Raw genomic sequence first — 25590 nt, forward strand, 5'->3', positions numbered from 1 at the left:
GACCACGAACGAGACGTCGGAACCGTCGGAGCCGTCCGCCCACGACGGCCACCCGCGCCTGCGGCACCTCAAGGACCAGCTGACCGAGCACCACCGCCGGGCCAAGGCGGAGCGCGAGGAAGCGGAACTGGAGGAGGCCGTCAAGACGGCGGCCTTCGACCTGGGGACCGACATCGCGCACCCCGCCCCCGGCCACGCGGAAGCCGCCTACGACATCGACACCGACATCGGCGTCGACCCGCGCCGGCCGCCCGCCCACGCCTCGCACAGCCGACAAGGAACTCCCATGACCGACTCCACACCCACCGTCGTCCTCGTGCACGGTGCCTTCGCCGACGCGTCCAGCTTCGCCCGGGTGATCCCCGAACTGCTGGCCGACGGCGTGAAGGTGCTCGCCCCGGCCGTGCCCAACCGCAGCCTCACCGGCGACGCCGCCTACATCGCGTCGGTGGTCCGGGCGATTCCCGGTCCCGTCGTCCTGGTGGGCCACTCCTACGGCGGTGCGGTCATCACCGTCGCGGGCGCCGAGGACAACGTGCGGGCCCTGGTCTACCTGGCCGGCTACGCCCTGGAGGAGGGCGAGAGCCTCGGCGAGCTGCAGGGCCGGTTCCCCGACTCCGAACTCGCCTCGGCCCTGGTGTACACGCCGTTCCCGGTCGAGGGCTCGGACGAGCCCGGCACCGACGTGACCGTCGAGATCGACAGGTTCCCCGCGATCTTCGCCGCCGACGTGGACCCGGACCTCGCCCGGGTGCTCGCCGTCTCCCAGCGCCCGCTGGCCGGCGCGGCCTTCGCCGAGGCGGCCCCGGTCGCGGCCTGGAAGACCAAGCCGTCCTGGGGCCTGGTGTCCTCCTCGGACCACACCATCAACCCCGACGTCGAGCGCTACGGCTACGAGCGCGCCGGCATGACCACGGTCGAGGTCGACTCCTCCCATCTGGTCATGCTCGCGCACCCGAAGAAGGTCGCGGAACTGATCCGCGAGGCCGTCCGGAGCCTCGGTACGGAGTAAACGGCGCACCCCGCACGGGTGATGCCGAGCGGGCCGCGCACCGGTGCCGACCGGGCGCGGCCCGTCCGCATGTAGGTACATGTCATGCGGACTGCGGCGACGAAGGTACGAGCACGGATGCGATCCCCCTGGACCTGGACGGCCCTCGCCGCCGTCACGGGCGTGTGCGCGACCCTGCCGTTCCTCCTCGCCGACGGCGACGGTCCCCGCCCTCTGTCGGCGGCCGAGGCCCGGCGCTTGGCCCTCACCCCGCTCCGCGCGTACCGGGACAGCCCGGCCGAGGTGACGGTACGGGCGCCGCTGCCCGGCGGTACGGCCGTGGTCCGCGCGGTGGTCGACGAGCAGCGGCACCGGGCGGTGGGCTGGTTCGACACCGGCGACGCGGCGGAGCGGGGGCTGCTGGCGTGGGACGGCGCGGGGCTGGAGGTCGCCCGCCCCAAGGTGGACGGCAGCGCGGGCCCGCTGGCGAGACCGGCGTCGACGGCGGAGGCGGTACGGGACGCTGCGCGGCTGAGGCCGACGGCGTGGATCCGCCGCAGCTACGGGCCCGCCTCGCTGGACACGGCCCTGCGGCTGACGCTGTCCCTGGCCGCCGCCCGCCCGGACGACGCACGCCGGATCGCCCGCTCGGGCCGCCGCCACCTGGGAACGGACCGGATCGACGGCCGTCGCTACGACGTCTTCTCCGCAGGGGATGCGCCGGTGCGGTACTGGATCGACGGGGAGGGGCGGTTGCGCCGGGTCAGGGAGGACCTGGACGACGACCGCACGATCGTGGTGGACGTGACGGGGGCGAGGGTGCGGCCGGGGGTGCCGGAGGGACCGTGGGTGAAGGGCTGAGCTGGGCTGGGGCCGGGGGAGGAACTGCGCGACCAGCCCCCACCGGCCCGCAGCCGACATGCGGCCGCTGTGAACCACCCCACACCACCTGTGAGTTGAGCGCACTGCCTGTGGATCTCCGTACCACTCCCTGACGCGGTTGATCCAGATGCAAGGATGATGCGCCATGACGGCAGGGTGGTGTGCACGCACGATACGGTCCGCGGTGTTCGCGGCCGTCTGCGTGCTGCTCGCCGCCCTCGGCCACGTCCTGATGTCCGGGACCCGGGTGCCCGCCTGGGCCCTGGCCGCCGCTCTGGCGCTCACCGCCGCCCTCGGCTGGGCCCTGTCCGGACGCGAACGCGGGCTGCCGCTGGTCGTGTCCGCCGCGGTGGCCGCCCAGACGGCACTGCACTCCGGCTTCTCCGCGGCTCAGGTGTGGACCACCCACACTGCACCCATGGGCTCCATGCACATGGACATGGCCGGGGACATGGGCGCCATGAACATGGGGTCGATGCACATGGGCCCCGCCCACACCGACCCCGTCGAATACCTGGGCTTCGGCACCGGCGGCACCGCCTCCACCGGAATGTTCGCCGCCCACCTCCTCGCCGCGCTGCTGTGCGGACTCTGGCTCGGCCACGGCGAACGCGCAGCGTTCCGTATCGTCCGGGCCGTCGCCGGCCGCCTCGTGGCGCCGCTCCGGCTGCTGCTGGCCCTGCCGGCCACCCCCGAGCGACCGCGTCCCCGGCTGCGCCGCCGCCGTTCGGACCGGGCGCCACGGCTGCTTCTCCTCGTCCACGCGATCACTTCCCGGGGTCCGCCCGTGCGGACGGCTGTCGCCTGACGACAGCTGGTGCTCCGGGGCGCCCACCCGCGCCCCGGACGAACACGGCGGCCGCACGCCCGATCGAGCCCCGCGCCGCGGCGGGCATCACAGGGCCGTCTCCCCCTTCTCCCTTTCTCACAAGGACACCGAGTGATCACTTCCGTCCTGCCCGCACGCCCTGCGCCGGACGAGAAACGCGACGCGTCGATCACGGCCTGGGCGCTCGCCGCCCGGTCCGGCGACACGGCCGCCGTGGACGCGTTCGTACGGGCTCTGCACCGCGACGTCCTCCGCTACGTCGCCCATCTCTGCGCCGACCCGCAGGCGGTCGACGACCTCGCCCAGGACACGTTCCTGCGTGCGCTGGGCAGCCTGCACCGCTTCGAGGGCCGTTCGTCGGCCCGCTCCTGGCTGCTGTCGATCGCCCGCCGGGCCGTCGTGGACAGCCATCGGTACGCCGCCGCCAGGCCCCGCCCGGCGGACGTCCCCGACTGGCAACAGGCGGTCGAACGGGCCCAGCCGAACGGGCTCCCCGGCTTCGACGACGGCGTCGCGCTCCTCGACCTCCTGGCGGCGCTGCCCGACGAGCGGCGCGAGGCGTTCGTCCTCACCCAGCTCGTCGGGCTGCCGTACGCGGAGGCCGCCGAGGTCAGTGACTGTCCCGTCGGCACGGTCCGCTCCCGCGTGGCCCGGGCCCGCGAGGCGCTCCAGGATCAGCTGGCCTGAGGGCCGTCCGGGGATTCGCCGAACGCCTTCAGGATGCGCTCGGCGGCCAGGGTCGCCGTCAACGTGCCGTCCCTGACCTGTTGTTCGAGGCCGGGGGCGGCCGCGCGCACCGCCGGGTGGGCGGCGAGCCGCCCGAGCAGGTCGTCCCGGACCATCGACCAGGTCCAGCCCACCTGCTGCTCCCGCCGCTTGTCCGCGAGCCGCCCGGTGGAGTCGAGCAGCGACCGGTGCTGCTCGAGGCGTTCCCAGACGACGTCCAGACCCGTCGATTCACGGGCGCTGCAGCTCAGCACCGGGGGAGTCCAGAAGGCGTCCTTGCCGTGCATCAGGCGCAGCGCGCCCGCCAGCTCCCGGGCCGCGGAACGGGCGTCACGCTCGTGCGGGCCGTCCGCCTTGTTGATCGCGATCACGTCGGCCAGTTCCAGGACGCCCTTCTTGATGCCCTGGAGCTGGTCGCCGGTGCGGGCCAGGCTGAGCAGCAGGAAGGAGTCGACCATGTCGGCGACCGCGGTCTCCGACTGGCCGACGCCGACCGTCTCGACCAGGATCACGTCGTATCCGGCCGCCTCCATGACCACCATCGATTCGCGGGTCGCCTTCGCGACACCGCCCAGGGTGCCCGCGCTGGGGGAGGGGCGGACGAAGGCGTCCGGGTCGACCGCCAGCCGCTCCATGCGCGTCTTGTCACCGAGGATCGAGCCCCCGGTCCGCGTCGACGACGGGTCCACGGCCAGGACGGCGACCCGGTACCCCAGCCCCGTCAGCAGCGTGCCGAACGCGTCGATGAACGTCGACTTGCCCACGCCCGGCACCCCGCTGATGCCGATCCGCCGGGCCCGGCCGCTGTGCGGGAGCAGCTCGGTGAGCAACTCCTGTGCCAGCACCCGGTGCTGTGGCCGGGTGGACTCGACGAGGGTGATGGCGCGGGCGACGACCGCGCGCTTCCCGTCGAGCACACCCTTCACATAGGCGTCGACATCGATCACAGGTCGTGCCCGAGTTCCGCCGACAGCCGCTTCACCAGGTCGTAGGCCGCGTCCGGAATCACCGTCCCGGGCGGGAACACGGCCGTGGCGCCCATCTCCAGGAGGGTCGGCACGTCCTGCGGCGGGATGACACCGCCGACCACGATCATGATGTCCGCCCGGCCCTCCTCGGCCAGCTGCTCGCGCAGCGCCGGGACGAGGGTGAGGTGGCCTGCCGCCAGCGAGGACACGCCGACCACGTGGACGTCCGCCTCCACCGCCTGACGGGCGACCTCCTGAGGGGTCTGGAAGAGCGGGCCGACGTCGACGTCGAAGCCGAGGTCGGCGAAGGCGGTCGCGATCACCTTCTGGCCGCGGTCGTGACCGTCCTGGCCCATCTTGGCGACCAGGATGCGCGGGCGGCGCCCCTCGGCCTCGTCGAAGGCGTCGACCAGGGCCCGGGTGCGGTCCACGTTCGGGGACTCGCCGGCTTCGTTGCGGTACACACCGGAGATCGTACGGATCTGGCTCGCGTGCCGGCCGTACACCTTCTCCAGAGCGTCCGAGATCTCGCCGACGGTCGCCTTGGCGCGGGCCGCGTTCACCGCCAGCTCCAGCAGGTTTCCGTCGCCGTCCGCCGCCCGGGTCAGCGCGTCGAGTGCGTCCCGGCACGCCGTCTCGTCCCGCTCCGCGCGCAGCCTTCGCAGCTTCTCGATCTGCTGCGCACGCACCGAGGAGTTGTCGACCTTGAGCACCTCGATCTGCTCGTCGCTGTCCACCCGGTACTTGTTGACGCCGATCACCGGCTGCCGTCCGGAGTCGATCCGGGCCTGGGTGCGGGCCGCGGCCTCCTCCACCCGGAGCTTCGGGATCCCCGCGTCGATGGCCTGGGCCATGCCGCCGGCCTGCTCGACCTCCTGGATGTGCGCCCAGGCCTTGCGCGCGAGGTCGTACGTGAGCCGCTCCACGTACGCGCTGCCGCCCCACGGGTCGATGACCCGGGTCGTGCCCGACTCCTGCTGGATCAGCAGCTGGGTGTTGCGGGCGATGCGCGCCGAGAAGTCCGTCGGGAGCGCGAGGGCCTCGTCGAGGGCGTTGGTGTGCAGCGACTGGGTGTGGCCCTGGGTGGCGGCCATGGCCTCCACGCAGGTCCGCGTGACGTTGTTGAAGACGTCCTGCGCGGTCAGCGACCAGCCCGAGGTCTGCGAATGGGTGCGCAGGGAGAGGGACTTGGTGTTCTTCGGCTCGAACTGCGAGACCAGCTTGGCCCACAGCAGCCGCGCCGCCCGCAACTTGGCGATCTCCATGAAGAAGTTCATGCCGATCGCCCAGAAGAAGGAGAGCCGGGGCGCGAACGCGTCCACGTCCAGGCCGGCTTCGCGTCCCGCCCGGAGGTACTCGACGCCGTCCGCGAGCGTGTACGCCAGCTCCAGGTCGGCCGTCGCGCCCGCCTCCTGGATGTGGTAGCCGGAGATGGAGATCGAGTTGTAGCGGGGCATCCGCTGCGAGGTGTAGGCGAAGATGTCGGAGATGATCCGCATCGACGGCTTCGGCGGATAGATGTAGGTGTTGCGGACCATGAACTCCTTGAGGATGTCGTTCTGGATGGTCCCGGCCAGCTTCTCGGGCGGTACGCCCTGTTCCTCCGCCGCCACGATGTAGAGCGCGAGCACGGGGAGCACCGCGCCGTTCATCGTCATCGACACGGTCATCCTGTCCAGCGGGATGCCGTCGAACAGCTGACGCATGTCGTAGATCGAGTCGATCGCCACGCCCGCCATGCCGACGTCACCGGTCACGCGCGGGTGGTCGCTGTCGTAACCCCGGTGCGTGGGCAGGTCGAAGGCGACCGACAGGCCCTTCTGGCCGGCCGTCAGGTTGCGCCGGTAGAACGCGTTGGACTCCTCGGCGGTGGAGAAGCCGGCGTACTGGCGGATGGTCCAGGGCTGGTTGACGTACATCGTGGGGTAGGGGCCGCGCAGGTACGGCGCGATGCCCGGGTAGGTCCCGAGGAAGTCGAGGCCCTCCAGGTCACGGCCGGTGTAGAGCGGCTTGACCCCGATGCCCTCGGGGGTCTCCCACAACGGGGCCTCGCTGCCCGTGGCGTGCTTGACGGCCGTACGCCACTCGGTGTCACCGCCCTCGGTGACGGGGGTCCCCAGCTCGATGCCGGAGAAGTCGGGGATTCCCATCAGGACACTCCCATGCGGTCGAGGGTCTCGGACAGCACGGCCACGGCGTCGCAGCCCGCGAAGACGTAGGAGTCGACACCGGCGAACTCGCCCCGGCCCGCGAGGACCACGTGCCGGGCGCCGGCCGCCTTCAGCGACTCGGCGGTCTGCGCGGCCTGCTCGGCGTAGAGCGCGTCGCTGGAGCAGAGCACCGCCTCGGTGGCGCCGCTCTCCTCGAAACTGCCCTCGGCGACGGGTTCGATGCCACCGGCCTGGAAGAGGTTGGCGGCGAAGCCGGCCCGGGCGGTGTACGCGGCGGCCGGGCCGAGCGTGGCCAGGTAGATCCGGGGGCGGCTGCCGGTCGCCGCGAGGTGGGCGTCCGAGCGGGCGCGCAGCTCCTCGTACGCCTCGTCGCGGCGGACCCGGGGCAGGCCTCCGGACGGCGGCTCGGGCGCGGGCTCGCGCTCCACCGGCCTCTCCGCCAGCAGCGGGAACTCGCTGACGCCGGTGACGGGTTCGCGGCGCTTGGCGAGCTTCTTGGACCGCTCGGCCCAGGTGGTCGCGAGGTCCGTGCGCAGGCGGCCGGAGCGGAGCACGGCCGCCTGGCCGCCGTCCCGCTCGACGGTCCGGAAGAACTCCCAGGCCGCGTGGGCGAGTTCGTCGGTGAGCCGCTCCACGTACCAGGAACCGCCCGCCGGGTCGATGACCCGGGCCAGGTGGGACTCCTCGACCAGGATCGTCGAGGTGTTGCGGGCGATCCGGCGGGCGAACGCGTCCGGCAGGCCGATCGCGTGGTCGAACGGCAGCACCGTGACGGAGTCGGCGCCGCCCACCCCGGCGGCCAGCGTCGCGACCGTCGTGCGGAGCATGTTCACCCACGGGTCGCGGCGGCTCATCATCACCGGCGAGGTGACCGCGTGCTGCACCTGCGCACCCGCGTCGGCGGCCCCGCTGACCTCGGCGACCCGCGCCCACAGCCGGCGGGCCGCGCGCAGCTTGGCGATCGTCAGGAACTGGTCGGCACTCGCCGCGTACCGGAACTCCAGCTGCCCGAGGGCCTGCTCGACGCCGAGACCGGCCTCGGTCAGCTCCCGCAGGTAGGCCACCCCGGTGGCCAGCGAGGCACCCAGCTCCTGCGCGGCCGAGCCGCCCGCCTCGTGATACGGCAGCGCGTCCACGGTCAGCGCGCGCAGGCCCGGGAACTCCTCGACGCAGCGCCGCGCCAGGGCGGCGACGGGCGCGAAGGCCGGCGCCTCGCCCGTGCGGGCCTCGTACCCCAGCGGGTCGGCGCCCAGGTTGCCGCGCACCGTCTTGGGGTCGACGCCCCTCTCGTCGTACAAGCGGAACAGCTCGGCCGCCGCTGCCTCGGTGTCCCGGCCGGCGTCCAGGACCACCGGGGCCAGGTCCAGGTAGACGCCGTCGAGGGCACGGGCGAGGCCGGGCACGGGGATGCCGCCCCGGCCCACGAGCAGCCAGAGCGAGGTGACGCCGTTCTCCAGGTCGGTCACGAGCGCACCGTCGGGGGCCGCCGCGTGCCGCTGCCGTACGTCCCAGCCGCCGGCGATGCCGCCCTCCGGACGGCCGCCGCGCACGTACGGCGCGAAGCCGGGCAGACCGGGGTCGGGTGCGGAGTCGTGCGCGGTGTACAGGGGACGGGTGCGCAGCCCGTCCTCCAGCGTCGTGGACAGGGCGTCCTCGGCGGCCTCGCCCGAGACTTCCCTGCCGGACTTGCGCAGCACACCTTCGACCAGGCGTTGCCACTGCTCTTGCGTCGCGTCAGGGAACTCGGCGGCCAGTGAGAGCCCGTCGTCAGGCAGGACCGTCATGCTCGGATGCTAGGGCAGACCGCTTGAGTCGACCTGGTGACAGGGCTGTGACCTTGCCCTCCCCGTGGTTGTGACCTGTGCCTCCCGGGGGTGAAGTGGCCGGATTCGTACGGTCAGGGCGTCTCGTCGGCGAGCTCCGGGATCAGCGCGCACAGCGCCTCGCGCTGCTCCGGACCGATGACGTGGCCGACCGCCTGCCCGACCGTCTCGGCGAGGGCGGCGGAGGCGTCCTGGATCTGGCGGCGGGCCTTGTCGGTGAGGGCGACCTCGATGCCGCGCTTGTCGCCGCAGGCGGCCTTGCGGGTGACGAGACCGGCGTGCTGGAGGCAGGCGATCTGGTAGGTGAGGCGGGTCTTGGGGCGGCCCAGGAGCTCGGCGATCCGGGTCATGCGCAGACCCTCGCGCGGCAGTTCGGCCAGCAGGCACAGGATCAGGAACTCGTCGTGCGAGACGTCCAGCGTCTCCTTCACCACCGAGCGCAGCCGCTGCTCCACCGCGCCGGTCGCGGCCAGCAGCAGCATCCACGCGCGCAGTTCGGCCGGGAGCAGCCCGCCGCCCGTGTGGGACGGGCATGGGGGCAGCTCTGCGGGGTGTTCCTGGGCGGCGGCCATGGCATCGAGTCTACCTGTTGTCCAAATTTGGATATTGGGCTAGCGTGCAGTCGTCCCTGTAGTCATCCAAATTTGAATCATCAATGGATCGGAGTACGGCCATGACCGTCACCGTGGAAACCGGCCTCTGGCAGCTCGACCCGACCGCCTCCACCGTCGCCGTCCGGCACAAGAGCTTCTGGGGCCTGGTCACCGTCAAGGGCACCTTCACGGGCGTCACCGGCCGGGGCGAGGTCACCGCCGACGGCGCCGCCACCGGAAGCCTGACGATCGACGCGGCCTCCCTGGACACCAAGAACAAGAAGCGGGACGACCACCTGCGCTCGGCCGACTTCTTCGACGCCGGGAACCACCCGGAGATGACCTTCGCGGTGCGCGGTGCCGAGCGGGGTGCGGGCGACGCGGTGCACGTCGACGGTCAGCTCACCGTCCGGGGCATCAGCAGGCCGCAGCAGGTCACCGCGAAGCTGGTCTCGGCGGACGCCGACGGGCTCACGCTGGAGGCGGAGTTCACGGTCGTGCGCGAGGAGTTCGGCATCACGTTCAACCAGATGCGCATGATGGGCGGCCCGACCACGGTGACCGCCACCCTGCGCTTCACCCGCGCGACGGCCTGACGGGGCGTCCGGCGGACCTAGCGGGCCGTCCTGCGGAGTTTGACGTCCTGGCTGGACAGCGTCTGCGGATCCGCCGTGAAGGCACGCAGCCGGATCCGGGTGCTCGGCTTGGCCGGGATGCCGAACCGGCCGTTGTCCGGCTTGAGTTCGACACTCGCCGTGCCGTGCCCGGGGATCGTCGCCGGCCCCCGCACCAGCAGCCAGTACCTGCTCATGCCCTGGCCGGTGGTGAGCGTGTAGTGCGGGGTGAGCGGCACGCTCCCCGTGTTGACCACCTTCAGCGTCATCGTCCTGACCACCGAGGCCTGCTGCCCGGTGCGCCGCAGCGCGGTGATCTCCATCCGCAGCGGCGGTCTGCCGGACACCGCGAGCGCCGCGCTCACCAGCGCCGGCGTGAGCAGCAGGACGACCGTCACGATCAGGGCGGGGCGCCGGCGGGAGCCGGTCAGCAGGGCCGGGCGCGGCTGCCAGGCACGCTCGAACTCCGAGAGCGGGGCCGTGACGGCCGCCGCCAGCCACAGCGGGGTCATCAGCAGGTAGTAGCCGTCCTGGGAGCGGGTCGCCAGGAAGAAGGCGAGCCACGGCAGCACGGTCGCCGCCGGGCCGAGACGCCGTACGAACAGCACGAACAGGGCGAGCAGGGCCGCCGCGAGGAGCATGCTCGCGTGCGAGTACCAGTCGATGCGGTCGCTGCCGTTCGTGTAGTAGAGCGTGATGTCCACCAGGCCCTGGCCGTGCACCACGGCGCCCTGGGTCAGCGGCAGCGCGATCCCGCCCAGCCAGCGGCCGGGCTCGGACGCGATGAAGTACGTGTTGATCAGCAGCCACACCGTGACGGCCAGCCCGGCGATCCGCAGGACCACCAGGGCGGCGGCCCGGCCGCCGAGCTCCCCGCGCCGCACGGCGTAGATGCCGGCCAGCAGGAACGGCGTGACGAACCACGGCAGTTGCTGCGCCGCGCACGCGGCCCCGAGGCATGCCGCCCGCGCGATCCCGGCCGCGCCCAGCCGGCCGCCCTGCCCGATCCGCGGCCAGCGCACCACCACCGGGATCAGCAGCGCCAGGGCGATGACCGCCGGGTAGCCGACCCGGGCGTACGTCGAGAGGAAGCCGAAGCCCAGGCAGGACAGCGTCGCCGCCGACCGCCACGGCACCGGGAGCATCCGCCACAGCGCGACCGTGCCGGCGATCAGCGCGCCCGCGCACGCCGCCGTCGCCGGAGCGCCGTGGTGGCCGAGCCACAACAGCGGGACGGTCAGCAGCGGCGCCAGCGGGGGATAGCCGTACGTGTAGTCGTAGCCGCCGCCTATCGTCGGCGTGAGGGCGATGCCCGTGTCGTGGAACAGCCACGGCCAGGCCTGGCCGTAGATGGGGTGGCCGGCGAGCAGTTCCCTGGCGGCCTGGGTGGTGAGGGCGCCCTCGTCGCCGCCGTTGTGGTTCAGGATCCAGGCGCACAGCGCGAGCGTCACCGCCGTGACCAGGACGACCAGGTCGAGGCGGGCCAGCGACCGGGTGCTGCGGACCGTCAGCGTCAGCACGCCGGTCACCAGGATCGAGACGTAGCAGAGGGAGATCAGGACTGCCAGGACCAGGTGGTGCGTCACCGCCTGCGTCCACACCGACCGGGTGCCGATGAACAGACCGATGTCGGCGAGGAGGGTCAGGACCCGGTGCCAGGGAGCGGGGGCTCCGGCATCGCCCGGACCGGCGGACACCGCCGACTGTGTCCGCCGGTCGGGTGTCACCTGTTGTGTTTCTGCCAAGTGCACGGACCGGACGGTAATCGCGGGCGGTGAGCAGGGCGGCACAGGAGGAGAAGAGTCCGGTGTGAGGGCGGTAAGAAGCCCCCAATGCGCGGCAATCGCCTGAATAGTGACAAGATCACTTCTTTCGTGCACGGGCGCCCGGAAACGCTCGCCCTTCGTGTCGCTGTTGGGCCGAACGGGTGACTTGGCGTAAGAATTGGCTGGTGCAGGCATCGAGTGTGAGTCAGGTCAGGGGGAGCCGGTGAGCCGTTACGACGTCACCGATGAACAGTGGGAGGGGCTCGCCCAGGTGGTGCCGCTGCGGGGCCGCGACGCCTGGCCGTCGGCGGTGGACCACCGGGCGCTGCCGGACGCGGAGACCGAGACGCGCCGCCGTTTCGTCGTCCTGCGGGTCAACGTCTTCGCCGACGCCCGCGACGTCGCCGAGACGCTGATGGCCGGGATACCGGTCCTGCTCGACCTCACCGGCGCCGAGACGGAGGTCGCCAAGCGCGTCCTCGACTTCAGCACGGGCGTGGTCTTCGGCCTGGCCAGCGGAATGCACCGGGTCGACCGCAATGTCTTCCTCCTCACCCCGCCCGGCACGGAGGTCAGCGGGCTGATGGAGGGGGCGGGGGTCTCCGGGGGCTGAGTGCCCGTCCCCCGATCGTAGGAAGGTCCCGACGAGGGAACGGTTCGCCGGGCGGCCGGAGCCCTACGGTCCGCATATGGCCGTGCCCTCCGCCTCGTCCGCGTCCCACCCCTCTCCTTCCGCCCGCTGCGCCCGTTCCGCTCCGGGCGATACGCCGGTCCCGTCGCCGTCGCCGTCGCCTTTGCTGCCGCTGTCGCCCGAAGGCAGGGTGCCGTCGGTGGCGCCGAACGTCCCGGCGGGGCCCGGCGGCCCGGCGCCCGAGCGGACCCGTCCGGCAGGCTCCGGCGCGTCCGCCGAGCCGTCGGAAACCGTCCCGCGCGCCTGCTCGGGCGGCCGGGGATCGCCACCGGCCGCCGCCCCGGCTCCCCGCCCGGCGCCTGCCGCCCCGCCCCGTCGCGACCCCCGCCCCCGGGTCACCGAGCTCCGGCTCTCCGCCTTCGCCCGGCATCGTGGTGCGACCTTCCCCGTCGGGCAGGTCACGCTGTTCGCCGGGCCCAGCGGGAGCGGGAAGAGCGCGGCGCTCGCGGCCTACGAGGCGCTCGCCCGGCTCGGCGGCGGGGCCGCGCTCGCGGAGGTGTTCCCGGACCCGGGCGCGCTGGTGCCGGAGCGGGCCCGGCCCGACGCGCAGCGGCGCCGGGGGTTCCGTATCGGGTGTACGGCCGACGGCGCCGAGGGGCCGGTGCGGCTCGACCTCGCCGTGCAGGCCGAGCCCGAACTGCGCATCGTCGGCGAACGGTTGACCGCGGGCGGCCTCGTGCTCCTGGAGACCGCGCTGCGCGACCCGAGCCGCCCGTCCGTGCAGGCCGCCTGGCACACCGCGGGCTCCGCGCCGGTGACCCGGGCCCCGCTCCCCGACGACCGCCTCGGCACCGCCCTGCTGCCGCTGCGCGTCGCCGGGAAGACCGACGGGCAGCGGCAGGTCCTCGCCGCAGCCGAGCAGATGGTCGTCGCCCTGCGGTCGGTGTTCCCCTGCGATCCGCGGCCCGACGGCATGCGTACCCCCGTCCTGACCGGCTCCGGCCGGCTGCTGCGCGGCTGCGACAACCTCGCCGACGTGGTGTGGCGCACCCGCTCCGAGTGCGGGCGCCGGCACGGTCTGCTCGTCGACGCGGTGCGCACCGGCTGCGCCGGCCCCGTCGTCGACCTGCTCGCCGAGCCGCTCGGCGACGGCACGGTACGGGCGCTCCTCGACCGCGGCGACGGCCACCGCACGGAGCTGGAGCGGCTCGGCGACGGTGAACTGCGCTACGTCGCCCTCGCCCTGGTCCTCTTCACCGGCCCCGGCGTCCTGGCGGTCGACGCACCCGGCGAGGTTCCCGACGCCATGCGCGGTCTCACCGTCCTCGCCGACGGCTTCGACCGCAGCCTCGACCCGGGCCAGCGCGCCGAACTCCTGCGCACGGCCGTCCTGATGGGCGAGCGCGGCCACATCCGGCTGGTCGGCGCGGTGAGCGACGCCTCGTGGGCCGACGGAGCGGGGGCGATCACAGTGGTACACCTGGACGTGTGACCGACGAACCCCTGGACGTGGCGGGACTCCAGCGCCGGCTGGCCGAGTTCGCCGCCGCCCGCGACTGGCGGCAGTACCACACCCCCAAGAACCTCGTCTCCGCCCTCAGCGTGGAGGCCTCCGAACTGGTCGAGATCTTCCAGTGGCTGACCCCGGAGGAGTCGTCCCGCGTGATGGCCGACCCCGGCACCGCCCACCGGGTCACGGACGAGGTCGCCGACGTCCTGTCGTACCTCCTCCAGCTCTGCGACGTCCTGGACATCGACCCGCTGGCCGCACTGGCCGCGAAGATCGACCGCAACGAGGAGCGTTTCCCGCCCGCCTGAGGGGCCGTCGGTACGGCCTGGGCGAGGAGTACGGCACTCCGGTTTAACGCTCAGTAGCCATCATCCCGCCCGAATCCGAATTGTTGTCCACAGATTTCCGTCTTCCCCTGGCTCCGTGTCTCAGGAACCCTCACTCTGGGTAGTGAACTACTGAGTGCGGCAAGGCAGTTCGGACCGACGGGGACGGGGCGACGGATGGACGCGATGCGGCTCATCGTGGCGAGCAGACAGGCGCTGGCGCACGGCGCGGGCGTTCCGGAGATGATGACCGAGGTGTGGCAGGCTCAGGCCCTGGCCCAGGCGATCGGCAGCCGGCTGGCCGTCTCCGGCCCGCCGGAGCTGCGCGGCGAGGCCCTCGGCCTGACCGAGCTCGCGGGCCGGGGCTGCGGCGTGCTGGGCACCCCCGATCTGGACCCCGGCACCCTGCGCGCCGCCCAGCTCACCGAACTGGACGACGCCCGTGCCACGCTTCTCTCCCTCGGCGGCCTCCTTGCCGAGGTCGGCATCGCGCTGGTCGGCATGGCCAGTGCCGCGGCCGACGAAGCGACGTACTGGCAGTGCATGGAGGCCATCGACGCGGCCGACGAGTCCCGGGACAGGGTCCTGGAGATGCTCCGCAAGCTGGCGGCCCGGGAGGAGGTCCGCGAGGGGTAGTTAGGGGCTGGGAGGAGGTCCGCGAGGGCTGGCTAGGACTGGGAGGAGGTCCTAGCCGAGGTGGTCGGCCTCTATCCGCGGGGGCCGCTGCAGGTCCGCGTCCAGGGCGGAAAGGTCCGCGTTCAACGCCGCCATGAGTTCCTCCATCTGCTGGAGCAGCCCCTTCGGCTGACCGGACGAGGGGCCACCCTGCGGTGGAACGGGCTCTTCGGACAAGACGGCCTCCTCGACCCCCCGGCCCGCCGTCGGCGGCGGGCCACGAACGACGCGCGGCGACGGCGACCGTCCGGCGCGGGTGCCGGACGGCCCGGCTCCCCCCACCCAACGATCACTGCACTGGCCGGTCACTGGCCCGCGCCGCCCGGTGGCCCCGCCGTTGACGATATTCACCCGAGGGTGGACGCCCGTGACGGGTGGCGCCGATGCGGTTGACGGGGCGGGAGCCGTGCAGGATAGGTATATGGACCTTCGTATCTTCACCGAGCCCCAGCAGGGCGCGAGCTACGACACCCTCCTCACCGTCGCCAAGGCCACCGAGGACCTCGGGTTCGAGGCCTTCTTCCGGTCCGACCACTACATGAAGATGGGCGACGTGGACGGCCTGCCCGGCCCCACCGACGCCTGGATCACCCTCGCCGGACTCGCCCGCGAGACCAAGCGGATCCGCCTCGGCACCCTGATGACCGCAGGAACCTTCCGCCTGCCCGGCGTGCTCGCCATCCAGGTCGCCCAGGTCGACCAGATGTCCGGCGGCCGGATCGAACTCGGCCTCGGCGCAGGCTGGTTCGAGGAGGAGCACAAGGCGTACGGCATCCCCTTCCCGAAGGAGAAGTTCGGCCGCCTGGAGGAGCAGCTGGCGATCGTCACCGGGCTCTGGGAGACCAAGCTCGGCGACACCTTCGACTTCCACGGCACCTACTACGACCTCACCGACTCGCCCGCGCTGCCCAAGCCCGCCCAGGCGCGGATCCCGGTGCTGATCGGCGGCCACGGCGCCACCCGCACCCCGAAGCTGGCCGCGCGGTACGCCGACGAGTTCAACATGCCGTTCGCCTCGGTCGAGGACAGTGAGCGGCAGTTCGGCCGGGTGCGGGCCGCCGCCGAGGCGGCCGGCCGCGGGGCGGACGAGCTGACATACTCCAACGCCCTCGTCGTCTGCGTCGGCAAGGACGACCAGGAGGTCGCCCGTCGCGCCGCCGCGATCGGCCGCGAGGTCGCCGAACTGAAGGAGAACGGCCTGGCCGGCACCCCCGCCGAGGTCGTCGAGAAGATCGGCCGCTACGCCGAGATCGGCTCCCGCCGCTTCTACCTCCAGGTCCTCGACCTCTCCGACCTGGACCACCTGGAGCTGATCTCCGCCCAGGTCCAGCCGCAGCTGTCGTAACCGGCCGGGTCCTCGCGCATCCGGTCAGCGGCCGGGTATCCGGTCCGCTGTGACAGGGCTGTGACCGGAGTTATGGCTTCCGTCACAGTCGCCCGGCGTTCGCCCTGATGGGGTGACCGGATGCGCAGACCCCGCCCTCGTCTCCTCGCCCCTGCCGCCGTCCTCCTCCTGGCCACGGCCTGCGGCACGGAGCACCCGGACACCGGCGGCGGAGCCCGCGCGGCCGTCCCGGCGCCCTCCGCCGCCGTCACCGACCCCCCGGTGGACGGCGTCCGGATCACCTCGGTCACCATCCCCTCCGCCTCCCCGGCCCCGTCCGCCTCCCCGGGCTCGGTGCACGCGGACCGGCTGCCCGGCGACTCCGGCATCTCCGCCGCCTACCAGGTCGGCAACGACGGCGACGAGGCCATGACCTACACCGTGCTCTTCGCCTTCACGACGGACACCGGCGCGGTCATGGACACCACGGAGGTGACCGTGCCCGAGGTGGCGCCGGGCCGCACCACGACCGGAACCGTCGACCTGGGCACGCTCGCCCCGGGAGCCTCCCCGGTGACCAGGGTGAAGGTCGAGAAGGTCACCAAGGTCCCCGCCGCCGAGGCACCCGCCAGGACCGGCGCCTGCCCCGCCTCCGGTGTGCGGCTGTGGGCCGACGACGGCGACGCCGCGATGGGCCTGCGGGTCGTCGGACTCCACCTGGAGAACTGCGGGAAACGGGACTACGCGCTCGACGGCTATCCCGAGCTGAGCCTCCTGGACGAGAACCGCCGGCCCGTCGACGGCATCCGCATCCTGCACGGCGGCGCCGCCGTCGCCACGGGAACCGGCTTCGACGACCCGCCGAGCCGGCTGGTCCTGAAGCCCGGTGAGACCGCCCTCTCCGGCCTGACCTGGCGCAACACGACCCTTGCGGGCACGGCCGTGAACGTGCCCTACGTCCGGGTCCTGGCGAAGCCGGGCGCCGACCCCGTCATGGTCACCCCGCACCTGGATCTCGGCACCACGGGCAAGCTCGGCGTCGGCGCCTGGAAACGGGCCGACGGCTGAGCGTTCCGCTTGTCTGGCCGCGCTGCGCCGTCGTTCGTCTGCCCCGCTCTGCCGGGAGAAATTCCGCGCACCCGCCCCGCGTCCCTAGGTACGTTGGAACCGCGAACATCCGCGCGACCAGCGCTTTCGCGCCCTTCCCTGACCCTTTTCGAGGCGACCCACCGTGTTCCTGACGATCACCACCACCGGCACTCCCGAACGTCCCGCGACCGACCTCGGGTTCCTGCTGCACAAGCACCCCGACAACGCGCAGACCTTCACCACCTCGCACGGCGTCGCGCACGTCTTCTACCCCGAGGCGGACGCCGAGCGCTGCACGGCGGCGCTGCTCCTGGAGGTGGACGCGGTGGCGCTGGTGCGGCGCGGCAAGGGCAGGGGACGCGGCGGAGCACCCGACGCGGCGCTCGCGCAGTACGTCAACGACCGCCCGTACGCGGCCTCCTCACTCCTCGCGGTGGCGATCGGCAACGTCTTCTCCAGCGCGATGCGTGGCGTCTGCAAGGCCCGCCCCGAAGCCCCGGCGCGGACAAGGCCGTTGCGTGTCGAGGTGCCCGCGCTGCCCGCCCGTGGCGGCCCCGACCTCGTACGGAAGCTCTTCGAGCCGCTCGGCTGGACGGTGACCGCCGAACCGGTCGCCCTGGACACTGCGTTCCCGGAGTGGGGAGAGTCGCGGTACGTCGGACTGGTCCTGGAGTCCGAGGCGCTGACCCTCTCCGAGGCGCTGCGCCACCTCTACGTCCTGCTCCCCGTCCTCGACGACGCCAAGCACTACTGGGTCTCCTCCGAAGAGGTCGACAAGCTGCTGCGCGCGGGCGAGGGCTGGCTGCCCGGCCACCCCGAGCAGAAGCTCATCACCAGCCGCTACCTCTCCCGCCGCTGGTCGCTGACCCGGCAGGCGATGGAACGGCTGGAGCTGGTACGGCTCGCCGAGGCCGACGACAGCGAGGTCGAGGAGATCGACAACGCGGTCGAGGAGGAGACGGAGACCGAGGAGAAGCCGACCCCGCTCGCCGTGCAGCGCCGCGAGGCGATCATCGAGGGGCTGCGGCGCGCCGGTGCCGCCCGGGTCCTCGACCTCGGCTGTGGGCAGGGCCAGTTGGTGCAGGCGCTGCTGAAGGACCCGTCCTTCACCGAGATCGTCGGCGTCGACGTGTCGATGCGGGCGCTCACCATCGCCTCCCGGCGGCTCAAGCTGGACCGGATGGGGGAGCGGCAGGCGTCCCGCGTCACGCTCTTCCAGGGCTCGCTCGCCTACACCGACAAGCGACTCAAGGGATACGACGCCGCCGTGCTCAGCGAGGTGATCGAACACCTCGACCTGCCGCGGCTGCCCGCCCTGGAGTACGCCGTGTTCGGCGCCGCCCGCCCCCGCACGGTCCTCGTCACCACGCCGAACGTCGAGTACAACGTCCGCTGGGAGACCCTCCCCGCCGGCCACACCCGGCACGGCGACCACCGCTTCGAGTGGACCCGCGAGGAGTTCCGCGCCTGGGCCCGCCGGGTCGCCGAACTCCACGGCTACGACGTCGAGTTCACCCCCGTCGGCCCGGAGGACCCCGAGGTCGGCCCGCCCACCCAGATGGCCACATTCACCGTTTACATCGCGAAGGAGGCGAAGGCGGCATGACCGAGACACAGCGCACCGGGCGGGTCCTCCCCGTCACCGACCTCTCCCTGGTCGTCCTCGTCGGCGCCTCCGGCTCCGGCAAGTCCACCTTCGCCCGGCGCCACTTCAAGCCGACCGAGGTCATCTCCTCCGACTTCTGCCGGGGTCTGGTCTCCGACGACGAGAACGACCAGAGCGTCACGAAGGACGCCTTCGACGTCCTCCACTACATCGCCGGCAAGCGGCTCGCCGCCGGCCGCCGTACGGTCGTCGACGCGACCAGTGTGCAGCAGGAGTCCCGGCGGCAGCTGATCGACCTGGCCAGGCGGTACGACGTGCTGCCCATCGCCGTCGTCCTCGACGTGCCCGAGGAGGTGTGCGCCGAACGCAACGCGGCCCGCACCGACCGCGCCGACATGCCCCGCCGGGTCATCCAGCGCCACATCCGCGAACTCCGCCGCTCCCTGCGCCACCTGGAGCGCGAGGGCTTCCGCAAGGTGCACGTCCTGCGCGGTGTCGAGGAGATCGAGTCGGCGACCGTCGTCACCGAGAAGCGGTTCAACGACCTGACCCACCTCACCGGCCCCTTCGACATCGTCGGCGACATCCACGGCTGCGCGAGCGAACTGGAGTCCCTGCTCGCCAAGCTGGGCTACCAGGACGGCGTCCACCCCGAGGGCCGTACGGCCGTCTTCGTCGGCGACCTCGTAGACCGCGGCCCGGACAGCCCCGGCGTGCTGCGCCGCGTCATGTCGATGGTCGGGTCGGGCAACGCCCTGTGCGTGCCCGGCAACCACGAGAACAAGTACGGCCGCTACCTCAAGGGCCGCAAGGTCCAGCACACCCACGGACTCGCCGAGACCATCGAGCAGATGGACCGCGAGAGCGAGGAGTTCAGGGCACAGGTAAGGGAGTTCATCGACGGACTGGTCAGCCACTACGTCCTCGACGGCGGGAAGCTGGTCGTCTGCCACGCCGGGCTGCCCGAGAAGTACCACGGCCGCACCTCCGGCCGGGTCCGCTCGCACGCGCTGTACGGCGACACCACCGGCGAGACCGACGAGTTCGGCCTGCCCGTGCGCTACCCGTGGGCCGAGGACTACCGGGGCCGCGCGGCCGTCGTCTACGGCCACACCCCGGTCCCGGAGGCGAGCTGGCTGAACAACACCATCTGCCTGGACACCGGCGCCGTCTTCGGCGGCAAGCTCACCGCGCTGCGCTGGCCGGAGCGGGAGCTGGTCGACGTACCGGCCGAGCGGGTCTGGTACGAGCCGGCCCGCCCGCTGCACACCGAGGCGCCGGGCGGGCAGGACGGACGCCCGCTGGACCTGGCGGACGTCCACGGGCGACGGGTCGTCGAGACACGTCACCAGGGCCGGATCGCGGTCCGCGAGGAGAACGCGGCAGCCGCCCTGGAGGTGATGAGCCGCTTCGCGATCGACCCGCGCCTGCTGCCGTACCTCCCGCCGACCATGGCCCCGACCGCCACCTCGCACGTCGAGGGCTACCTGGAACACCCGGCGGAGGCCTTCGCCCAGTACGCCACGGACGGGGTCGCCCGGGTGGTGTGCGAGGAGAAGCACATGGGCTCGCGGGCGGTGGCGCTGGTGTGCCGGGACGCGGAGGTCGCGCACAAGCGCTTCGGCGTCGCCCCCGGCCCGACCGGCTCCCTCTACACCCGCACCGGACGCCCGTTCTTCGCCGACGAGTCGGTGACCGAGGAGATCCTCGGCCGGATCCGCGCCTCGGTCGACGCAGCCGGCCTCTGGGACGAACTCGCCACGGACTGGCTTGTGTTGGACGCCGAACTGCTGCCCTGGTCGCTCAAGGCCTCCGGCCTGCTGCGCACGCAGTACGCGGCCGTGGGCGCCGCCTCCGGCGCGGTCTTCCCGGGCGCACTGGCCGCCCTGGAGCGCGCGGCGGGTCGCGGTGTCGACATCGGTGAGCTGCGCGACCGGCAGCGTGAACGCGCCGCCGACGCGGCCGCGTTCACCGACGCCTACCGCCGCTACTGCTGGCCCACCGAGGGCCTGGACGGGGTGCGCCTCGCCCCCTTCCAGATCCTCGCGGTCCAGGGCCGCAGCCTCGCCGCGCTCCCGCACGACGAGCAACTCGCCCTCCTGGACCGACTGGTGGAGCACGACCCCACGGGCCTGCTGCAGACCACCCGCCGCCTGCACGTCGACACCGGCGACCCGGAGTCGGTACAGGCGGGCGTCGACTGGTGGCTGGAGATGACCGGCCGGGGCGGCGAGGGCATGGTCGTCAAGCCGGCCGGCGCGGTGGTCCGCGACCCGCAGGGCCGGCTGGTCCAGCCCGGCATCAAGTGCCGGGGCCGGGAGTACCTGCGGATCATCTACGGCCCCGAGTACACCCGCCCCGACAACCTCACCCGCCTGCGGGGCCGCTTCCTCAACCACAAGCGGTCCCTGGCGATCCGCGAGTACGCCCTCGGCCTGGAGGCCCTGGACCGCCTGGCGGACGGTGAGCCGCTGTGGCGCGTGCACGAGGCGGTCTTCGGGGTGCTGGCACTGGAGTCGGAGCCGGTCGACCCGCGGCTGTGAACCGCGGCGGTGTCCCGCGGCGGCTGCGGCCGGTCGGTCAGCCGACCAGCCGCAGCCGCCGCGCGCACGCCCCCACCCGGACCGTCTGCCCCCACGTCAGCTCCAGGGCGTCGGTCTCGATGCCGTCGCCGAAGGCGATCAGGCGGTCCGACTCGACCGTGAGGGTCAGGGCCGCCGAGGCCGTCAGCTCGCCGGCGACCAGGGAGGTCCCGGTCGCCGGTGACGGCCAGGCCTCCCGGACGAACCAGAGGAGGCGGTCCTCCGTGGGGGCGGGCAGCGGGAGCCGGGCGCCGCGCTCCTGCCACACCGAGCGCAGCCAGCCGGTGGCGCCGGTGCCGGTGCCCACCAGCACCCCGGAGGAGGCCTGGGCCTCGACGACACCCCCGTCGTTCTCGAGGCCCAGGCGGTATCGGGCGGTCTGATGACCGGCGGTACCGAGGTAGATCTCGTTGAGCGCCACGAGCCGCTGGGTGTCGTCGGCGACCGCCTCGACCATCGTCAGCTCGTCGGCACCGGTGGCCGTGGCGCCCACCGAGGCCAGCAGGACGGGCGCCTGCTCCGGGCGGTGCCGTACCAGGACCCCCGGGTTGCGGCCGGGGTCGGTGTCGACGCCGATCACCGGCTGGCCGTCCAGGTACTTGGCCACGTTCGCCACCAGTCCGTCCTGGCCGACCACCACGACCACGTCCTCGGGCGCGAACAGGAAGCGGTCCAGGTCGGCCCGCTCCACCCGGGCCTGGCGCCAGGCCAGCGGCACCGCCGAGGTCACCTCGGCGAGCGCCCGCCGGGTGCGCCGGTGCCGTTCGGCGACCTCGGCCATGTCCCGGCCCCGGGAGGCGAGGAAGAAGGCGGCCTGGCCGTGCGTGCCGTGCCGGGCCACCAGCTCCTCGTACTCCGTGGTCCGGTGGACCAGCACGGCCCGCGGCGCGAGGCTCACTCCCGCTCCCCGCCCAGCCTCGCGAGCAGCCCGGTCAGCACGTCGGGCGACACGGTCACACTGTCGATGCGCGGCAGGTTCTCGGCGAGCCGCGCGCCGGTGAGGGCGTGCAGCGTGGCCACGTCCGCCTCGCCGTGCACCCGCAGCCAGGCCGCCTGCGCCGCGGCCCGTGCCTCGCCGACCTCCCGCGCCCCCGCGGCCTCGGCCCGCGCGAGGGTGACCGCCCGGGCCGCCTCCGCCTCGCCCAGCTTCACGGACCGGGACGCCTCCGCCTCCGCCAGCTTCACCGTCCGGGTCGCCTCCGCCTGCGCGCGCACCGCGTCGGCAGCCGCGTGCTCCTCCGCCTCGCGCCGCGCGTTGGTGCCCCGCTGCTCGACCAGCTGTTCCTCGCGGCGGGCCAGCTCGATCTGGCTCGCCAGCTCGTTCTCGGCGATCGCCCGCTCCCGCTCGACGGCCACCGCGCGCCGCTCGTAGGTCGCCCGGTCGGCCTCCTGCTGGATCTGCTCACGGGCCGGGGTGCGCAGCGCCCGCTCCACCTCCGGCTCCGGCCGCAGCGCCATGACCCGGACGGCCACCACCTCGATGCCGGTGGCGGGCAGCCGCGGTTCCGCCGTCAGGCCGGCCGCGACCCGCTCCCGGACCACCGCCACCCCGTCGACCAGCGCCTCCGCCAGCGGGGTGCGGGCCAGCGCGTCCAGCGCGTGCTGCTGGGCCGTCTCCGTCAGGAGGGTGCCGAGCTGTTCGAGGGGGGTGCCGCGCCAGACCCCGGTGTCCGGGTCGATGGAGAAGTCGAGGCGCGCGGCCGCGAGGGCCGGGTCGCCGACGCGGTAGGTGACGGTCGCCTGGACCGCCACGTCCTGGAAGTCGGCCGTGCGGGCATGGAAGGTCATCGCCAGTTCACGGTCGTCCACCGGTACTTCGGAGATCGCCGCGGTCAGCGCGCGGAACCAGAAGCTGAGCCCCGGTCCGTCGTGCAGCAGCTTCTCGCCGCGGTGGTGTCTGACGTGCGCCGTCGGCGCGCCGCGCAGATGGCGCCAGCCCAGGCGCCGTGTGATGTCGGCCATCGGATCCGCCCCCTCGCTTTTAGAGTCAAGTTGACCATAATCCTGGACCGTGTTTGTCGTCAAGAGGACGAGAACAAGAACAAGAGGGCGGGAACAAGAAACGGTCGAGCAGGGGGTGAACACGGTCGCCGATGGTCAGGATGGAGGCATGGGATTCCATGTCGACTCCGAGGCCGGGCGGCTGCGCCGCGTCATACTGCACCGGCCGGATCTGGAGCTCAAAAGGCTCACCCCCAGCAACAAGGACGCCCTCCTCTTCGACGACGTCCTCTGGGTGCGCAGGGCCCGGGCCGAGCACGACGGCTTCGCCGACGTGCTGCGCGACCGCGGGGTCGCCGTCCATCTCTTCGGCGACCTGCTCGAAGAGGCGCTGGACATCCAGGCCGCCCGCACCCTCGTCCTGGACCGGGTCTTCGACGAGAAGGAGTACGGTCCTCTCGCCACCGACCACCTGCGCACCGCCTTCGAGAAACTGCCGGCGCGCGAACTGGCCGAGGCGCTGGTCGGCGGCATGACCAAGCGCGAGTTCCTGGCCGCCCACGAGGAGCCCACCTCGGTCCGCTTCCACGTCATGGACCTCGACGACTTCCTCCTCGAACCGCTCCCCAACCACCTCTTCACCCGCGACACCTCCGCCTGGGTCTACGACGGCGTCTCCATCAACGCCATGCGCTGGCCCGCCCGGCAGCGCGAGACCGTGCACTTCGAGGCGATCTACCGGCACCACCCGCTCTTCCGTGGCGAAACGTTCCACGTCTGGTCGGAGGGGCAGGCCGCCTACCCCTCCACCATCGAGGGCGGCGACGTCCTGGTGATCGGCAACGGCGCGGTCCTGATCGGCATGAGCGAGCGCACCACCCCGCAGGCCGTCGAGATGCTCGCGCACAAGCTGTTCGCGGCCGGCTCGGCACAGACCATCGTCGCCCTGGACATGCCGAAGCGGCGAGCGTTCATGCACCTCGACACCGTGATGACGATGGTCGACGGCGACACCTTCACCCAGTACGCGGGCCTCGGCATGCTCCGCTCGTACACCATCGAACCGGGCGTGGGGGAGAAGGAACTCAAGGTCACCGACCATCCGCCGGAGCACATGCACCGGGCGATCGCGGCCGCCCTCGGCCTCAGCGAGATCCGGGTCCTGACCGCCACCCAGGACGTGCACGCGGCCGAGCGCGAACAGTGGGACGACGGCTGCAACGTCCTCGCCGTGGAACCGGGTGTGGTCGTCGCCTACGAGCGCAACTCCACGACCAACACCCACCTGCGCAAGCAGGGCATCGAGGTGATCGAGATCCCGGGAAGCGAACTGGGGCGGGGGAGGGGTGGGCCGCGGTGCATGAGCTGCCCGGTGGCGCGGGATGCCGTGTGACGCGTGACGCGTGACGCGTGACGCGTGACATGTGACATACCACTGAGGCTCGACCCAGGAGGCCTGTATAGAAATGTGGAGCATCGTATAGACTTCCAAGGTCCCCGAAGTCGACCCCAACCGCTGGAGCGCCCCCATGGCGACTGTCCCGACCGCCCTCGCCGGCCGCCACTTCCTCAAGGAGCTGGACTTCACCCAGGAGGAGTTCCGCGGGCTGGTCGAGCTGGCCGCCGAGCTGAAGGCGGCCAAGAAGGCCGGGACCGAGACGCAGTACCTGCGCGGGAAGAACATCGCGCTGGTCTTCGAGAAAACCTCCACCCGCACCCGCTGCGCGTTCGAGGTCGCCGCCGCCGACCAGGGCGCCGCCACCACCTACCTCGACCCGGCCGGCTCGCAGCTCGGGCACAAGGAGTCGGTGAAGGACACCGCCCGGGTCCTCGGCCGCATGTACGACGCGATCGAGTACCGCGGGCACGGCCAGGGCGTCGTCGAGGAGCTGGCCGCCTTCGCCGGAGTGCCCGTCTACAACGGCCTCACCGACGAGTGGCACCCCACCCAGATGCTCGCCGACGTGCTCACCATGACCGAGCACAGCGACAAGCCGCTCACCGACATCGCCTTCGCCTACCTCGGTGACGCCCGCTACAACATGGGCAACTCCTACCTCGTCACCGGCGCCCTGCTCGGCATGGACGTCCGGATCGTCGCGCCCCGGCTGCTGTGGCCGGACGACACCATCGTCGAGCTGGCCCAGCAGCTGGCCGGCGCGTCCGGCGCCCGGATCACGCTCACCGAGAACGTGAAGGACGGCGTGCGCGACACCGACTTCGTCGCCACCGACGTCTGGGTGTCCATGGGCGAGCCCAAGGAGGTCTGGGACGAGCGCATCGCGCTGCTCGGGCCCTACGCCGTCACCATGGACGTGCTGCGCGCCACCGGCAACGCCGACGTCAAGTTCCTGCACTGCCTGCCGGCCTTCCACGACCTCGGTACCGTCGTCGGCCGCGAGATCTACGAGCGGCACGGGCTGACCGAACTGGAGGTCACCGACGAGGTGTTCGAGTCCGAGCACTCGGTCGTCTTCGACGAGGCCGAGAACCGGATGCACACCATCAAGGCCGTCCTGGTGGCCACGCTCGCCTGACCAGCC

At 72.6% G+C, this 25590-nt stretch carries 23 protein-coding genes; 15 read left to right on the plus strand and 8 right to left on the minus strand.

Annotated elements, in window-relative coordinates:
• Positions 1-286 precede the first annotated feature (286 nt).
• The 4 genes from ACFY0P_RS20525 (at position 287) to ACFY0P_RS20540 (ending at position 3389) form a co-directional block, all read left to right on the plus strand.
• The gene (locus ACFY0P_RS20525; protein ID WP_388915377.1) at positions 287-1012 is read left to right on the plus strand and encodes an alpha/beta fold hydrolase; all 726 of its coding nucleotides are present in this window, start codon (positions 287-289) and stop codon (positions 1010-1012) included.
• Positions 1013-1129: 117 nt separating this feature from the next.
• Entirely contained in the window at positions 1130-1852 is a 723-nt protein-coding gene (locus ACFY0P_RS20530) for a hypothetical protein (protein ID WP_388914722.1), read from the plus strand.
• A gap of 166 nt (positions 1853-2018) precedes the next feature.
• Positions 2019-2681 carry a hypothetical protein gene (locus tag ACFY0P_RS20535; protein WP_388914725.1) on the plus strand — a complete coding sequence of 221 codons (663 nt, stop codon included), beginning with the start codon at positions 2019-2021 and terminating at the stop codon, positions 2679-2681.
• 132 nt (positions 2682-2813) lie between these two features.
• Positions 2814-3389: a sigma-70 family RNA polymerase sigma factor gene (locus tag ACFY0P_RS20540; RefSeq protein WP_388914728.1), complete on the plus strand. Its 576-nt coding sequence runs from the start codon at positions 2814-2816 to the stop codon at positions 3387-3389.
• Here the strand turns inward: ACFY0P_RS20540 and meaB are convergent.
• From meaB to ACFY0P_RS20560, 4 genes are all read right to left on the minus strand, one after another.
• Positions 3377-4375 (minus strand): methylmalonyl Co-A mutase-associated GTPase MeaB, encoded by a 999-nt coding sequence (gene meaB / locus ACFY0P_RS20545; protein WP_388914731.1) that lies wholly within the window; start codon positions 4373-4375, stop codon positions 3377-3379. The two genes, ACFY0P_RS20540 and meaB, sit on opposite strands and share 13 nt — an antisense overlap.
• Positions 4372-6546: a methylmalonyl-CoA mutase gene (gene scpA, locus ACFY0P_RS20550; RefSeq protein ID WP_388914733.1), complete on the minus strand. Its 2175-nt coding sequence runs from the start codon at positions 6544-6546 to the stop codon at positions 4372-4374. Before scpA ends, meaB begins: the two co-directional genes overlap by 4 nt.
• Positions 6546-8351, minus strand: coding sequence for a methylmalonyl-CoA mutase family protein (locus ACFY0P_RS20555; protein WP_388914736.1), 1806 nt, complete (start codon positions 8349-8351; stop codon positions 6546-6548). Before ACFY0P_RS20555 ends, scpA begins: the two co-directional genes overlap by 1 nt.
• Positions 8352-8464: 113 nt before the next feature.
• Positions 8465-8962 (minus strand): MarR family winged helix-turn-helix transcriptional regulator, encoded by a 498-nt coding sequence (locus ACFY0P_RS20560; RefSeq protein ID WP_388914739.1) that lies wholly within the window; start codon positions 8960-8962, stop codon positions 8465-8467.
• A 101-nt stretch (positions 8963-9063) separates the two neighbouring features.
• On the opposite strand from ACFY0P_RS20560, the gene ACFY0P_RS20565 reads away from it, so the two are divergent.
• A complete protein-coding gene (locus ACFY0P_RS20565) occupies positions 9064-9579 on the plus strand; it encodes a YceI family protein (RefSeq protein ID WP_388914742.1) in 516 nt (171 codons plus the stop codon).
• A gap of 17 nt (positions 9580-9596) precedes the next feature.
• On the opposite strand, the gene ACFY0P_RS20570 is transcribed toward ACFY0P_RS20565, so the two are convergent.
• The gene (locus tag ACFY0P_RS20570; protein ID WP_388914745.1) at positions 9597-11348 is read right to left on the minus strand and encodes a hypothetical protein; all 1752 of its coding nucleotides are present in this window, start codon (positions 11346-11348) and stop codon (positions 9597-9599) included.
• A 238-nt stretch (positions 11349-11586) separates the two neighbouring features.
• Between ACFY0P_RS20570 and ACFY0P_RS20575 the strand changes: the two genes are divergently transcribed.
• The 4 genes from ACFY0P_RS20575 (at position 11587) to ACFY0P_RS20590 (ending at position 14466) form a co-directional block, all read left to right on the plus strand.
• Positions 11587-11976: a cell division protein SepF gene (locus ACFY0P_RS20575; RefSeq protein WP_294005825.1), complete on the plus strand. Its 390-nt coding sequence runs from the start codon at positions 11587-11589 to the stop codon at positions 11974-11976.
• A gap of 217 nt (positions 11977-12193) precedes the next feature.
• Positions 12194-13486, plus strand: coding sequence for an ATP-binding protein (locus ACFY0P_RS20580; protein WP_388914748.1), 1293 nt, complete (start codon positions 12194-12196; stop codon positions 13484-13486).
• Positions 13483-13812: a nucleotide pyrophosphohydrolase gene (locus tag ACFY0P_RS20585; protein WP_388914751.1), complete on the plus strand. Its 330-nt coding sequence runs from the start codon at positions 13483-13485 to the stop codon at positions 13810-13812. The genes ACFY0P_RS20580 and ACFY0P_RS20585 overlap by 4 nt, the downstream gene beginning before the upstream one ends.
• Positions 13813-14007: 195 nt before the next feature.
• Complete coding sequence (locus ACFY0P_RS20590; protein ID WP_388914754.1) at positions 14008-14466, plus strand: DUF6099 family protein; 459 nt, start codon at positions 14008-14010, stop codon at positions 14464-14466.
• A 51-nt stretch (positions 14467-14517) separates the two neighbouring features.
• Here the strand turns inward: ACFY0P_RS20590 and ACFY0P_RS20595 are convergent, their stop codons facing one another.
• Positions 14518-14682, minus strand: coding sequence for a hypothetical protein (locus ACFY0P_RS20595; RefSeq protein ID WP_388914757.1), 165 nt, complete (start codon positions 14680-14682; stop codon positions 14518-14520).
• 244 nt (positions 14683-14926) lie between these two features.
• Between ACFY0P_RS20595 and ACFY0P_RS20600 the strand changes: the two genes are divergently transcribed.
• The 4 genes from ACFY0P_RS20600 to ACFY0P_RS20615 all read left to right on the plus strand — a co-directional run bounded on the left by ACFY0P_RS20600 (position 14927) and on the right by ACFY0P_RS20615 (position 21067).
• A complete protein-coding gene (locus tag ACFY0P_RS20600) occupies positions 14927-15850 on the plus strand; it encodes an LLM class F420-dependent oxidoreductase (RefSeq protein ID WP_388914760.1) in 924 nt (307 codons plus the stop codon).
• Positions 15851-15970: 120 nt separating this feature from the next.
• The gene (locus ACFY0P_RS20605) at positions 15971-16897 is read left to right on the plus strand and encodes a DUF4232 domain-containing protein (RefSeq protein ID WP_388914763.1); all 927 of its coding nucleotides are present in this window, start codon (positions 15971-15973) and stop codon (positions 16895-16897) included.
• A 163-nt stretch (positions 16898-17060) separates the two neighbouring features.
• Positions 17061-18524 (plus strand): 3' terminal RNA ribose 2'-O-methyltransferase Hen1, encoded by a 1464-nt coding sequence (locus tag ACFY0P_RS20610; protein WP_388914766.1) that lies wholly within the window; start codon positions 17061-17063, stop codon positions 18522-18524.
• On the plus strand, positions 18521-21067 hold the full coding sequence (locus tag ACFY0P_RS20615; protein ID WP_388914769.1) for a polynucleotide kinase-phosphatase: 2547 nt from the start codon (positions 18521-18523) through the stop codon (positions 21065-21067). The genes ACFY0P_RS20610 and ACFY0P_RS20615 overlap by 4 nt, the downstream gene beginning before the upstream one ends.
• 37 nt (positions 21068-21104) lie before the next feature.
• On the opposite strand, the gene ACFY0P_RS20620 is transcribed toward ACFY0P_RS20615, so the two are convergent.
• Both ACFY0P_RS20620 and ACFY0P_RS20625 read right to left on the minus strand, forming a co-directional pair.
• The gene (locus tag ACFY0P_RS20620) at positions 21105-22004 is read right to left on the minus strand and encodes a hypothetical protein (RefSeq protein WP_388914772.1); all 900 of its coding nucleotides are present in this window, start codon (positions 22002-22004) and stop codon (positions 21105-21107) included.
• On the minus strand, positions 22001-23068 hold the full coding sequence (locus ACFY0P_RS20625) for an SPFH domain-containing protein (RefSeq protein WP_388914775.1): 1068 nt from the start codon (positions 23066-23068) through the stop codon (positions 22001-22003). The genes ACFY0P_RS20620 and ACFY0P_RS20625 overlap by 4 nt, the downstream gene beginning before the upstream one ends.
• 148 nt (positions 23069-23216) lie before the next feature.
• Here ACFY0P_RS20625 and ACFY0P_RS20630 point away from each other — a divergent pair, with 148 nt between their 5' ends.
• Together ACFY0P_RS20630 and argF are read left to right on the plus strand one after the other, a co-directional pair.
• Complete coding sequence (locus tag ACFY0P_RS20630) at positions 23217-24440, plus strand: arginine deiminase (protein WP_388914777.1); 1224 nt, start codon at positions 23217-23219, stop codon at positions 24438-24440.
• 136 nt (positions 24441-24576) lie between these two features.
• Entirely contained in the window at positions 24577-25584 is a 1008-nt protein-coding gene (gene argF, locus ACFY0P_RS20635) for an ornithine carbamoyltransferase (protein WP_388914780.1), read from the plus strand.
• Positions 25585-25590 lie beyond the last annotated feature (6 nt).

It is taken from the genome of Streptomyces sp. NPDC001714, assembly GCF_042892755.1.
GTDB lineage: Bacteria > Actinomycetota > Actinomycetes > Streptomycetales > Streptomycetaceae > Streptomyces.

What these genes read in the sequence shown, in the direction of transcription:
- ACFY0P_RS20525 (WP_388915377.1), top strand. Translation starts at nt 287, where the DNA reads ATGACCGACTCCACACCCACCGTCGTCCTCGTGCACGGTGCCTTCGCC.
- ACFY0P_RS20530 (WP_388914722.1), top strand. Translation starts at nt 1,130, where the DNA reads ATGCGATCCCCCTGGACCTGGACGGCCCTCGCCGCCGTCACGGGCGTG.
- ACFY0P_RS20535 (WP_388914725.1), top strand. Translation starts at nt 2,019, where the DNA reads ATGACGGCAGGGTGGTGTGCACGCACGATACGGTCCGCGGTGTTCGCG.
- scpA (WP_388914733.1), bottom strand. Translation starts at nt 6,546, where the DNA reads ATGGGAATCCCCGACTTCTCCGGCATCGAGCTGGGGACCCCCGTCACC.
- ACFY0P_RS20555 (WP_388914736.1), bottom strand. Translation starts at nt 8,351, where the DNA reads ATGACGGTCCTGCCTGACGACGGGCTCTCACTGGCCGCCGAGTTCCCT.
- ACFY0P_RS20560 (WP_388914739.1), bottom strand. Translation starts at nt 8,962, where the DNA reads ATGGCCGCCGCCCAGGAACACCCCGCAGAGCTGCCCCCATGCCCGTCC.
- ACFY0P_RS20565 (WP_388914742.1), top strand. Translation starts at nt 9,064, where the DNA reads ATGACCGTCACCGTGGAAACCGGCCTCTGGCAGCTCGACCCGACCGCC.
- ACFY0P_RS20590 (WP_388914754.1), top strand. Translation starts at nt 14,008, where the DNA reads ATGGACGCGATGCGGCTCATCGTGGCGAGCAGACAGGCGCTGGCGCAC.
- ACFY0P_RS20600 (WP_388914760.1), top strand. Translation starts at nt 14,927, where the DNA reads ATGGACCTTCGTATCTTCACCGAGCCCCAGCAGGGCGCGAGCTACGAC.
- ACFY0P_RS20605 (WP_388914763.1), top strand. Translation starts at nt 15,971, where the DNA reads ATGCGCAGACCCCGCCCTCGTCTCCTCGCCCCTGCCGCCGTCCTCCTC.
- ACFY0P_RS20615 (WP_388914769.1), top strand. Translation starts at nt 18,521, where the DNA reads ATGACCGAGACACAGCGCACCGGGCGGGTCCTCCCCGTCACCGACCTC.
- ACFY0P_RS20625 (WP_388914775.1), bottom strand. Translation starts at nt 23,068, where the DNA reads ATGGCCGACATCACACGGCGCCTGGGCTGGCGCCATCTGCGCGGCGCG.
- ACFY0P_RS20630 (WP_388914777.1), top strand. Translation starts at nt 23,217, where the DNA reads ATGGGATTCCATGTCGACTCCGAGGCCGGGCGGCTGCGCCGCGTCATA.
- argF (WP_388914780.1), top strand. Translation starts at nt 24,577, where the DNA reads ATGGCGACTGTCCCGACCGCCCTCGCCGGCCGCCACTTCCTCAAGGAG.